At 71.9% G+C, this 10,809-nt stretch carries 10 protein-coding genes and 1 tRNA gene; 2 read left to right on the forward strand and 9 right to left on the reverse strand.

Annotation, left to right across the window (positions count from 1 at the left end; all coding sequences use genetic code 11):
- Positions 1-12: 12 nt before the first annotated feature.
- From AA0Z99_RS05935 to AA0Z99_RS05950, 4 genes are all read right to left on the reverse strand, one after another.
- Positions 13-360 carry a helix-turn-helix domain-containing protein gene (locus AA0Z99_RS05935; protein WP_413320377.1) on the reverse strand — a complete coding sequence of 116 codons (348 nt, stop codon included), beginning with the start codon at positions 358-360 and terminating at the stop codon, positions 13-15.
- Between the two features lie 22 nt (positions 361-382).
- Positions 383-1,612, reverse strand: a complete 1,230-nt coding sequence (gene xerC, locus AA0Z99_RS05940) for a tyrosine recombinase XerC (RefSeq protein ID WP_413320379.1) — start codon at positions 1,610-1,612, stop codon at positions 383-385.
- On the reverse strand, positions 1,605-1,820 hold the full coding sequence (locus tag AA0Z99_RS05945; RefSeq protein ID WP_413320381.1) for a helix-turn-helix transcriptional regulator: 216 nt from the start codon (positions 1,818-1,820) through the stop codon (positions 1,605-1,607). The genes xerC and AA0Z99_RS05945 overlap by 8 nt, the downstream gene beginning before the upstream one ends.
- 201 nt (positions 1,821-2,021) lie before the next feature.
- Positions 2,022-2,097: transfer RNA gene (locus AA0Z99_RS05950), tRNA-Ala, on the reverse strand.
- 115 nt (positions 2,098-2,212) lie between these two features.
- Between AA0Z99_RS05950 and AA0Z99_RS05955 the strand changes: the two genes are divergently transcribed.
- Both AA0Z99_RS05955 and AA0Z99_RS05960 read left to right on the forward strand, forming a co-directional pair.
- Positions 2,213-3,577 carry a TrkH family potassium uptake protein gene (locus AA0Z99_RS05955; protein ID WP_413320383.1) on the forward strand — a complete coding sequence of 455 codons (1,365 nt, stop codon included), beginning with the start codon at positions 2,213-2,215 and terminating at the stop codon, positions 3,575-3,577.
- On the forward strand, positions 3,570-4,280 hold the full coding sequence (locus tag AA0Z99_RS05960) for a potassium channel family protein (RefSeq protein ID WP_413320385.1): 711 nt from the start codon (positions 3,570-3,572) through the stop codon (positions 4,278-4,280). The genes AA0Z99_RS05955 and AA0Z99_RS05960 overlap by 8 nt, the downstream gene beginning before the upstream one ends.
- Positions 4,281-4,289: 9 nt before the next feature.
- Here the strand turns inward: AA0Z99_RS05960 and AA0Z99_RS05965 are convergent, their stop codons facing one another.
- The 5 genes from AA0Z99_RS05965 to AA0Z99_RS05985 all read right to left on the reverse strand — a co-directional run bounded on the left by AA0Z99_RS05965 (position 4,290) and on the right by AA0Z99_RS05985 (position 10,776).
- On the reverse strand, positions 4,290-5,624 hold the full coding sequence (locus AA0Z99_RS05965) for a YibE/F family protein (RefSeq protein WP_413320387.1): 1,335 nt from the start codon (positions 5,622-5,624) through the stop codon (positions 4,290-4,292).
- Positions 5,625-5,685: 61 nt separating this feature from the next.
- Positions 5,686-6,570, reverse strand: a complete 885-nt coding sequence (locus AA0Z99_RS05970; RefSeq protein WP_413320389.1) for an HpcH/HpaI aldolase/citrate lyase family protein — start codon at positions 6,568-6,570, stop codon at positions 5,686-5,688.
- A complete protein-coding gene (locus AA0Z99_RS05975; protein WP_413320391.1) occupies positions 6,567-7,145 on the reverse strand; it encodes a MaoC family dehydratase in 579 nt (192 codons plus the stop codon). Before AA0Z99_RS05975 ends, AA0Z99_RS05970 begins: the two co-directional genes overlap by 4 nt.
- Complete coding sequence (locus AA0Z99_RS05980; protein WP_413320393.1) at positions 7,142-9,091, reverse strand: acetyl/propionyl/methylcrotonyl-CoA carboxylase subunit alpha; 1,950 nt, start codon at positions 9,089-9,091, stop codon at positions 7,142-7,144. Before AA0Z99_RS05980 ends, AA0Z99_RS05975 begins: the two co-directional genes overlap by 4 nt.
- Entirely contained in the window at positions 9,091-10,776 is a 1,686-nt protein-coding gene (locus AA0Z99_RS05985; protein ID WP_413320395.1) for a carboxyl transferase domain-containing protein, read from the reverse strand. The genes AA0Z99_RS05980 and AA0Z99_RS05985 overlap by 1 nt, the downstream gene beginning before the upstream one ends.
- Positions 10,777-10,809 lie beyond the last annotated feature (33 nt).

Genomic DNA, 10,809 nt, shown 5'->3' on the forward strand with positions numbered 1-10,809 from the left:
GAACACGGCGAGTCAGGAGCGTTGAACGTACGCGCGTGCGACGGCAACGACGTCGGCACCGCGACCAGCCGCGATGATGTCCGTTGGAGAGTAGTCGTCCAGCGCGTCCTGCATCGTCATGAACCATGCCCTGACGACCTCGGGCGCCTCGATCGTGGCGACGGTTTCCCAGGTCGCCAGCGTGACGTGCAACTGCTCTAGGGACCGAGGAGACGGGTCCGCGCGACCAGCCAGCCAGTTGGCTAGGGTTCGGCGTTTCACCCCCACGGTCCGTGCGAGCAGGGGTCGGCCGAGATGCTCCGCGAGGAAGAGCGCAGCTTCAGGTCCAGACGCAGCTTCCGGTTCCCGAGTGGTCTCCATGGCGATCTTCTAGCTCGCTTCCCTAGTTGCGCGCGCTCTCGTCCTCGTCGTCAGGCGGCTCCGCGGCGTCGAGCACATCGAACATGGAGTCGATGAGGTCTGCTGTGTGCTCTCCGACCAGGCGCGGCGGCGTGATGTAGTGGCGTTCGGTGGTCGTGACCGAGGCATGGCCGAGCTGTTCCTTCGCGCGGTCCACCCCGGCTTCGTTCGCGATCATCGTCGCGAGCGTGCGCCGCAGAAGGTGTGGTGTGAAGCGGTTGTGCTCGATGCCGTTTGTCTCAAGCTGCGCGCTCCATTCGTCTCGAAAATTGTGCAGGATGCGCCGGACGTTGCCCGGCCGCAGCCAGGCGCCGTGCCGATTCGGGAAGACGGGCGCGGTGCTCGCTGAGTCGAGCACGTAGGGACGCAGCGCCGCAACTGCCAGGTCGGGCAGCACCAGCACCCGACGCTGACGCCGCGCCTTCGGGTTGGCCTGCCACTTGGGCGCGCCCTTCTCGTCGACCACTAGCGTGGCCGCCACAACAAGCGTTGGCGGCGTCGATGTTAGGTCGACGTCGCGATGCCGCAGGGCGAGCAGCTCGCCGATGCGCAGACCGACACTGAGCATCACGTCGAGCATCGCCGGGACGCGGGGGTCGGGCGCGGGCCCGGGCTTCTTCCGCTGGGCAAGCCAGTCCCGGTAAGCCCCGCGGAGGAATTGCGCTTGCGCTGGTTCGAGGGTGTACGGCTCTTTCGGGGGCACCCGCGGAGGGCGCACCGAGTGCACGGGGTTCGTGCGCATCGCGCCGACGCGCACGGCCTCGTCGAGCATCAACCTGAGGGTCTTCCGCACTCGGATAGCGGTCTGCGGCTGGTCTGCGGCAAGCGCGCGGATGATGGCGTCGACGGTCGCGACGGTGAGCTCGCTCAGCCGGGCGCCCCCGAGGGCGCGGTTGACGTGCTGCACGTCGCCCCTGTAGTTGGCGAGCGTGGCGGCTGAGACGCGGTTCGAGATTCGCAAACCTTCGAGCCACCAGATGGAGGCCTGGAGGACCGAAGTGTCCGGGTGGATGCTCACCATGCCGTACGGTCGAACGGCCTTTCGCGCACGGAGCAGCTCCTCGGCTTCCGCCGGCGTGTCTGCAATCGCGGAAGGGCTGCTGTACTCGCCCGACAGCTCGTGGAAGCGTCCACGTGCCTTGTAGCGGCCATCCTCGGTCTTGTAGCAACGGATGGCGCCGAAGGTGCCGAGCGGGATGCGGCGCCTAGCCACGGGTCTCCTCCAGCCACTGCACGAGGTCTCCGACGCGGTAGCGCACGAGGCCCTCGATGCGGCGAAAGCGCGGTCCTCGGTGCCTGGCGCGCCAGTACTGGAGGGTTTTCCGGCTGACGTGCAAGGCGGACGCGACCTCTCGCTCGTCGAGCAGCACACCCGGGGAGCACTCGTAGAGGTCGATGCGCACGGCGGTCGTTTCGGTCAAGGAGGCAGGAACGTTGATCACGTTACGTACATCTGCGGGGGCCCCGGGACCGTCGGCGAAGGCTTAGGAAGCGTTGGGAACGCTTAGGGCAGATTGGGGCACCCGACCGACGAGAGCTCGAAGAAGAGCCCGAAAAGTGGTCTCGCTCACCCGTCGGATCGAGTTGCCGACCGGAAAAACCCCCGGTCAGACGGGGGTTTCTGGTGGATCTGGGGGGACTCGAACCCCCGACCCCCTGCATGCCATGCAGGTGCGCTACCAGCTGCGCCACAGACCCAGATCGCTGCCAGCGGGTCTCCCCGGGCAACCCCACCACAGTACATGACGAGAGCGTGCTCTGTCACATCGAGGCTGTGCGCGGCACGCGCTCGGCAGGCGTATGCTCATCGCTCGTGCAGACGCGCAGGCCCCGTCACGGGCTCATCCACCTCTGGGGAAGACAGCACCCCGCTCGGCGCATCTTCGCAGGGTTCGTCGGGCTCAACCTCGTCGGGTGGGGTCTGCTGATGCTGCCGGTCGCCCGCACCGGCGACGGCGGGGCCACCTGGATCGAGGCGCTGTTCACGGCTGTCTCGGCAGCGTGCGTGACCGGGCTCACCGTCGTGGACACCGCGCTCTACTGGACGCCCTTCGGCCAGGTCGTCATCCTCGTGCTGATCCAGCTCGGCGGGCTCGGCGTCATGGTCTTCGCGAGCCTCGTCGGCATCTTCGTCGTGCGACGCCTCTCGCTCGGCTCGCGCATCGCTGCCGCGCAGGAGGCGCACACCGACGGGCCCGGCAGCGTGCGCCGCGTGGTGGTGAGCATCCTCACGATCGCGCTCGTCGTCGAGGGAGTCGTGGCGATCGTGCTGTGGCTGCGCTTCTGGCTCGGCCGCGGCGAGGATCCCCTGCACGCGCTCTGGCTCGGCGTCTTCCACGCCGTCTCCAGCTACAACAACGCCGGCTTCGCGCTCTTCAGCGACAACCTGATGGGCTTCGTCGACGACCCGCTCATCCTGCTCCCGCTCGCCGCGGCGACCATCATCGGCGGCCTCGGCTTCCCCGTCATCATCCAGGTGCTGCGCCACGCGCGCACGCCCCGCCGCTTCTCGATGCACACGTGGATCGTGCTCACCGGCACCGCGACGCTGCTGCTCGTCGGCACGCTCGCGATCGCGCTGTTCGAGTGGGAGCAGCCCGGCACGCTCGGCCCGCTGTCGGCCGACACCCGCATCCTCGAAGCCTTCTTCCACTCCGTGCAGACCCGCACTGCCGGCTTCAACGCGCTCGACATCGGGCAGTTCCAGCCCGAGACGCTGCTCGTGATGGATGTGCTGATGCTGATCGGCGGCGGCCCGGCGGGCACCGCCGGCGGCATCAAGATCACCACCTTCGGCGTGCTGGCAGCCATCGTGCTCGCCGAGGTGCGCGGCGACCAGGCCGTGACGCTCTTCGGCAAGCGGCTCTCGCGCGCCGTGCACCGCGAGGCGATCACCGTCGTGCTCCTCTCCGTCGGCCTCGTCTTCCTCGCGACGCTCACGATCACGGCGCTCAGCGGCTTCGAGCTCGACCGCGTGCTGTTCGAGTCGGTGTCCGCCTTCGCCACCGTCGGCCTCTCGACGGGCATCACGGCCTCCGTCGGCACCCCGAGCCAGCTCATCCTCGTGCTCCTCATGTTCCTCGGCAGGGTCGGCCCCATCACGGTCGCCACCGCCCTCGCCCTCCGCCCGCGCAGGCTCGCGTACGAGCTGCCCAAGGAAAGGCCCGTCATTGGCTAGGCTCCGCTCGCTCTTCGACCCGTCCGCGGTCGGCTCCCCCGCGTCCATCGCCGTCATCGGGCTCGGGCGCTTCGGCACCGCGCTCGCGCTCGAGCTCGCCCAGCACGGCACCGAGGTGCTCGGCATCGACACCGACCCGGAGGTGGTGCACGAGCTGAACGGGCGGCTCACGGCCGTCGTCGCCGGCGATGCGACGAGGCCGGAGCTGATCGAGCAGCTGGGCCTGGCCGACTTCGACCGCGTCGTCGTCGCGATCTCGAGCGACGTGACCGCCAGCATCCTCGTGACGAGCCAGCTGCTGCGCGTCGGCGTCGCGCAGGTGTGGGCGAAGGCTGGCGACGAGCGCCACGCCCTGATCCTCGAGCAGCTGGGCGTGACGCACGTCGTGCGGCCCGAGGCCGACATGGGCCGGCGCGTCGCGCACATGGTGCGGGGCGCGCTCGAGGACTTCACCGAGATCGAGCCCGGGTACGTCACCGCCCGCCTGCAGATGCCCGCGAGCCTCGAAGCGGTGCCGCTGCGCGAGCTGCGGCTGCAGCTGACGCACGGGGTCGGCATCGGCGCCGTCAAGCGCGACGGCGCCTGGGTGCTCGCGAACGCCGAGACGCGCTTCGAGCCGGGCGACACCGTGCTCGTGCACGGGCCCACGGGCAAGGTCGAGGCCTTCGCGGCGGCGATGGCGAAGCAGCGAGCCGCGCGCTGAGCACAGCGCTCAGGCGGTCGCGGCGGCCGTCTCGGCGTCGCCGGCGCGCTCCTCGCTCGGGCCCGGCACGATGAGCGCAGCGATGCCCGTCGTCACCGGGATCGCGAGCACGAGCCCGATCGAGCCGACCAGCGTGCGCACGATCTCCTCGACCACCTCCCCGGTCGTGAGCAGCACGTCGAAGGGGGCCTCCATCATCCACAGCACCAGCAGCATCGGCAGCGCGGCACCGACGTAGGCGAAGGCGATCGTGTAGACCGTCGAGGCGATGTGGTCGCGGCCGATGCGCATCGCCCGGCCGAAGAGGTCGCGGCGGCTGGCGCCCGGTGCCGCGGCGCGCAGCTCCCACACGGCCGAGGCCTGCGTGATGGTGACGTCGTTCAGCACGCCCATGCCGGCGAGCACGAGGCCGCAGACGAACACGTCCGACAGGTCGAGCCCCACCTGCTGGAAGAGGATCATCGACTCCTCGGAGCTCGTGCCGAGGATGCGGGTGCCGGCGGTCGCCGCCCACGCGATGCCGCCGGTCAGCAGCAGCCCGATGAGCGTGCCCAGCAGCGCGGTGGTCGTGCGCGTGCTGAAGCCGTGCGCGACGTAGAGCACGATGCACATCACGACGGATGCGGTGACGAGCGCGACCGGCAGCGCCGGCTGCCCCGCGAGCAGCGCCGGCAAGGTGAAGCCGCCGATCGCGACGAAGGCGCCCGCGAGCCCCGCGATGGCGGCCAGGCCGCGCCAGCGAGCCACGAGCACCACGACGGCGACGAACGCGAGCGCGAGCAGTCCCAGCGGGATCTCGCGCGCGAAGTCGATGAAGATGTAGCTGCTGCCGTAGCCCGCGGCCTCCGGCACGTCGAACACGCGCAGCCGGTCGCCCTCCCCCACCTCGGCGATCGCCTCCGGCGGCACGACCACCTGGATCCCCGTGCCGTCGTCCAGCCGCGCCTCGACGAGCGAGGTCTCGGGGTCGGGCACGCCGGATGCGGTGGCGTGCGTGGAGCTGACGCCCTCACCGAAGTAGGGCACGCGGTTGGGCAGCGCCGCGGCGCTCGGCCACAGCGCGACGATCCCGACGACCGTGACGAGCAGCAGCGGCACGAGCGCCAGCCACAGCATCAGGCGCGGGCGCACGCCGAGCACGAGCGAGTCGGCACCTCCTCCATGGGCGTGGGCGTGGCCGTGGCCGCCGCCGAGCCGGCGCCGCGCGTCGCGCTCGCGCACCGCGGGCCGCGCGATGACGCCCGAGCCGAGCTCCTCATCCGGTTCCGGCAGCCACCGCGACGCACCGCCACTGGCACGTCGGAGGTGCTGCGCCGGCTCGGGGCCAGACCGGTGTCGTCCCACTGCACCTCTCCCAGGCTCGTCAGCGCCAGGCTATCAATCGTCGGCGACGAGCCCCGGCACCTCAGCGGTCGGTCGCGGCACCCTCGCTCCTGGCCACCACGCTGCGCGCGTGGCGCAGGATCGGCTCGTCGACCATCCGCCCCTCGAAGGAGAACACGCCGGGCGTCGCCGCGGCCGCGGCGAGGATCCGCTGCGCCTGGTCGAGCTGCGCGGGCGTCGGCGCGAACGCGCGGCGGTAGGGCTCGACGTGGCTCGGGTGGATCGCAGCCTTCGCGCCGAAGCCGCTCGCGGCGGCGTCGAGCGCCTCGGCGTGCGCGCCCTCCGCGTCGGCGATGTCGGTGCGGATCGCGTCGACCGCCGTCACGCCGAAGGCGCCCGCGGCGAGCAGCACCCGGCTGCGCACGTGCATGGCGATGTCGCGATAGGCGCCCGCGTCGTCGCGGCTCGACGTGCCGCCGAGCGAGGCCACGAGATCCTCCGCCCCCCACATGACGCCCACGACCGCGTCGTGCGCCACGAGCGACTCGACGGCGAGCACCCCGCGCGCGGTCTCGACGAGCACCACGACGCGTGCGCCGGGCACCGCCGCGACGACGCGGTCGACCTGCGCCGCCGACTCCGCCTTGGCGAGCATGACGGTGCGGAACGCCGACTGCGCGACCGCGGCGAGGTCGTCGGCGAACCCGGCGGCGGATGCGTCCTGCACGCGCACGATGGTGCGCGCCGGGTCGAGGTCGGCCGTGCGCACCGCGACGCGGGCGGCCGCCTTGGTGCTCTCCCCCACGGCGTCCTCGAGATCGAGGATCACCGCATCCGACCGCTCTGCAGCCTTCTGGAAGCGGTCGGGCCTGTCGCCGGGGCAGAACAGCAGCGCCGGACCCATGCCGAGCGTCGCCAGCCCCGCGCCGGCGCTCGTGCCACGGTCCGTGCTTTCGCCGGTGCTCATGCGCGCGCCTCGCCGCCGACCGCGGCGTCGTCGCCGCTCGTCGCCGCCGCCGCGCCGGCAGCGCCGGGCGAGACCTGCATCAGCACCGTGCGCACCGCCTTCGCCACCACCTCGCCCCGCTGGTTGCGCGCCAGGTGCTCGAAGGTCGCGATGCCCTGCCCCGGGCGCGACCGCGACGCGCGCTTGCCGGTCACCCGCGTCTCGCAGTAGATCGTGTCGCCGTGCCGCACCGGGGCGGGGAAGCTCACCTCGCTGAAGCCGAGGTTCGCGACGATCGTGTTGAGCGTCAGCTGCCCGACCGAGAGCCCCACCATGGTCGCGAGCGTGTGCATCGAGTTCATGAGCGGCTCGCCGAACTCGCTCGACTCGCTCCAGGCGCGGTCGAGGTGCAGCGGCTGCGCGTTCATCGTCAGGGTCGTGAAGAGCACGTTGTCGGTCTCGGTCATCGTGCGACCGGGTCGGTGCTCGTAGACGACGCCCTCCTCGAGCTCGTCGAAGTAGCGGCCGCGCTGCGTGATGCGGCGCTCGGTCGCGTCGCTGTGCTCTTCCGTCCGGTCTGCGGTGCTGTCGCTCATGCCTGCTCCTGCTGCGGTTCGCCGGGCTCCGGCGTGACGGTCGCGAGCTCCTGCCCGCGCGTGACCTGCTCGCCGCTCGCGGCAGCCAGGTGCACGGTGCCGGCGACGGGCGCGCGCAGCACGTGCTCCATCTTCATGGCCTCGACGCTGATCACCGGCTGCCCCGCCGCGACCGCGTCGCCGTCGGCGACGTGCACGGCGACGACGGTGCCCGGCATGGGCGAGGCGAGCGTCGGCTCGGCCGCGCCGCGACCTCGGCGGATGCGCGGGGGCGCCTCCACCAGGAAGTCGCCATCGCGGGTTGGCACCCACGTGCCCTCGGCGCTCGGTCGCACCCAGGCGTCTGCGGGCGTCCGCAGCTCGTCGACGGTGCCGTCGGCGCGCTCGACGCGCGTGCGATCGCCCAGCACCTGCACGGAGGCGACGCCGTCGCCGTCGCGCAGCCGCGTGCGGCGACCGACCGCACCGCCGATGCGCCAGCCATCCGCCCGCCACGCACCGAATCGCTGCGGACCGATCTGCACCTCGCCCACCGCGACGGCGGCCAGCACCGCGCTCGGCACGCGGGCAGCGGCGATGCGCTCGCCCTCACGATCGATGAAGCCCGTGTCGAGCTCGCCGGCCCGCACGCTCGGCTCGTCGAGGAGCGCGCGGAGGAAGGCACGGTTCGTCGTCACGCCCAGGACCGACGACTCGGCGAGCGCTTCGCGCAGCCCGTCGATCGCCGCCTCGCGAGTGGGCGCGTGCACGATGAGCTTCGCGATCATCGGGTCGTAGCTGGAGCCCACCTCGGTGCCATGCTCGACGCCCGCGTCGACGCGAACCTCGACGTCGGGGGTGACGGAGCCGGCCCAGACGACGTCGATGACCTTGCCGCCCGTGGGCAGGAAGCCCGCCGCGGGATCCTCGGCGTAGATGCGCGCCTCGATCGCGTGACCCGTGAGCGTCACGGCATCCTGCGCCAGCGCGAGCGGCTCCCCTGCCGCGATGCGCAGCTGCTGGGCCACGAGGTCGACGCCCGTCACCATCTCGGTCACGGGGTGCTCGACCTGGAGGCGCGTGTTCATCTCCATGAAGAACGGCTCGTCGGGGCGATCGCCCGCGACGATGAACTCGACGGTGCCCGCGCCCACGTAGCCGACCGAGCGCGCCGTCTCCACCGCCGCAGCACCGATCGCGGCGCGCTGCGCCTCGGTCAGGAGGGCGCTCGGGGCCTCCTCGATGACCTTCTGGTGGCGGCGCTGCAGCGAGCACTCGCGCTCGCCGAGGTGGATGACGCCGCCGTGGCCGTCGGCGAGCACCTGCACCTCGACGTGGCGCGGGTTCGTGACGAAGCGCTCGATGAAGAGCGTGTCGTCGCCGAACGACGCCGCGGCCTCGCGGCGCGCGGCGGCGAGCGCGTGCGGCAGCTCCGCCGCGTCGTCGACGCGGTACATGCCCTTGCCGCCACCGCCGGCGGCCGGCTTGATGAGCACCGGGAAGCCGACGCGCTCGGCGCCCGCGATGAGCGCGTCGTCGTCGAGGCCGGGCTCGGCGATGCCCGGCACGGTCGAGACGCCGCGCGACTCGACGGCGTGGCGGGCGGAGATCTTGTCGCCCATCGTCTCGATGGCCGAGGCGGGCGGGCCGATGAAGACGATGCCGGCATCGGCGCACGCCTGCGCGAAGGCCGCGTTCTCCGACAGGAAGCCGTAGCCGGGGTGGATCGCCTCCGCGCCCGTCGATCGCGCCGCCTCGATGACCTTCTCGATCGAGAGGTAGGTCTCGCGGAGCGGCCCGGAGCCGAGCGAGACGACCTCGTCGAAGTGCCCGGGGTGGGGCGAGGGGTCGTCCTCGGCGCGCACGGCGACCGAGGCGATGCCGAGCTCGCGCAGCGTGCGCGCGATGCGGATCGCGATCTCGCCGCGGTTGGCGACCATGACCTTCGTGAACATCACGGGCTCCATCACATCCTGAAGACGCCGAAGCGCGGCTCTGGCAGCGGCACGGCGGTCACGACGTCGAGCGCCATGCCGAGCACGCGGCGGGTGTCTGCCGGGTCGATGACGCCGTCGTCCCACAGCCTGGCGGAGGCGTAATACGGGTTGCCCTGCCGCTCGTACTGCTCGCGCACCGGGCGCTCGAACGCGTCCTGCGCATCCGCCGACCACTCGTCGCCCGCGGCCTCGATCTGCTCCCGCTTCACGGTCGAGAGCACGGAGGCGGCCTGCGGCCCGCCCATGACCGAGACGCGCGCGTTGGGCCACAGCCACAGGAAGCTGGGGTCGTACGCCCGGCCGCACATCGAGTATGTGCCGGCGCCGAACGAGCCGCCGACGACGACGGTGAGCTTCGGCACGCGCGTCGTGGCGACCGCGGTGACCATCTTGGCGCCGTGCTTGGCGATGCCGCCGCGCTCGGCCTCGGAGCCCACCATGAAGCCGGTGATGTTCTGGAGGAAGACGAGGGGCACGCCGCGCTGGTCGCACAGCTCGATGAAGTGCGCGCCCTTCATCGCAGACTCGGAAAAGAGCACGCCGTTGTTGGCGATGATGCCGACGGTGTGGCCGTGCAGCTCGGCGAAGCCCGTCACGAGCGTGTCGCCGTAGCCGGCCTTGAACTCGTGGAACTCGCTGCGGTCGACGATGCGCGCGATGATCTCGTGCGCGTCGTAGGGGGTCTGCAGGTCAGGCGGGATGGCGTCGTAGAGCGTCGAGGGGTCCACGGCCGGAGCGATCGGATCATCCTGCTCGGGGATCGGCGCGTAGGCCGTCCATCCGAGGGTCGCCGGAGGGGCGGGACGGACGCCGGCGATGCCGCGATCCTCGTGCGGCAGCGACGCCACCATGTCGCGCACGATCTCGAGCGCGTGCGCGTCGTCCTCGGCGAGGTGGTCGACGACGCCGGAGACCTCGGCGTGCAGCACGCCGCCGCCGAGCGACTCGGCGTCGATCACCTCGCCGGTCGCGGCCTTCACGAGCGGCGGCCCGCCGAGGAAGATGGTGCCCTGGTCGCGCACGATCACCGTCTCGTCGCTCATCGCGGGCACGTAGGCGCCGCCGGCGGTCGACGAGCCCAGCACGGCGGCCAGCTGCGGGATGCCGAGCGCCGAGAGCTGCGCCTGGTTGAAGAAGATGCGGCCGAAGTGCTCGCGGTCGGGGAACACCTCGTCCTGCATCGGCAGGTAGGCGCCGCCCGAGTCGACGAGCGCGATGCACGGCAGCCGGTTCTCGCGCGCGATCTGCTGCGCCCGCAGGTGCTTCTTGACCGTGAGCGGGAAGTAGGTGCCGCCCTTGACGGTCGCGTCGTTGGCGATCACCATCACGAGCCTGCCGTGCACGAGCCCGATGCCGGCGACGACGCCCGCGGAGGGCGCATCGCCCGCCTCGCCCTCGGCCGGTGCGCCGTAGACGCCCCACGCGGCGAGCGGCGCGACCTCGAGGAACGGGCTGCCCGGATCCAGCAGCGCGTCGATGCGGTCGCGCGCGAGCAGCTTGCCGCGCGCGACGTGCCGCTCGCGGCTCTTGGCCGGCCCGCCGAGCGCCGCGATCCCGAGCCGCTCGCGCAGCTCGTCGACGAGCGCCACCATTGCGGCGCGGTTGGCCCGTGCCGCCTCGGAGGACGGATCGACGCTGGTCGTCAGCTGCTGCATGCCCCTACCGTGCCACGTTCATGCTGATGGCTG

This window comes from Agrococcus phoenicis (assembly GCF_047302415.1).
In the GTDB taxonomy this organism is placed as follows: domain Bacteria; phylum Actinomycetota; class Actinomycetes; order Actinomycetales; family Microbacteriaceae; genus Agrococcus.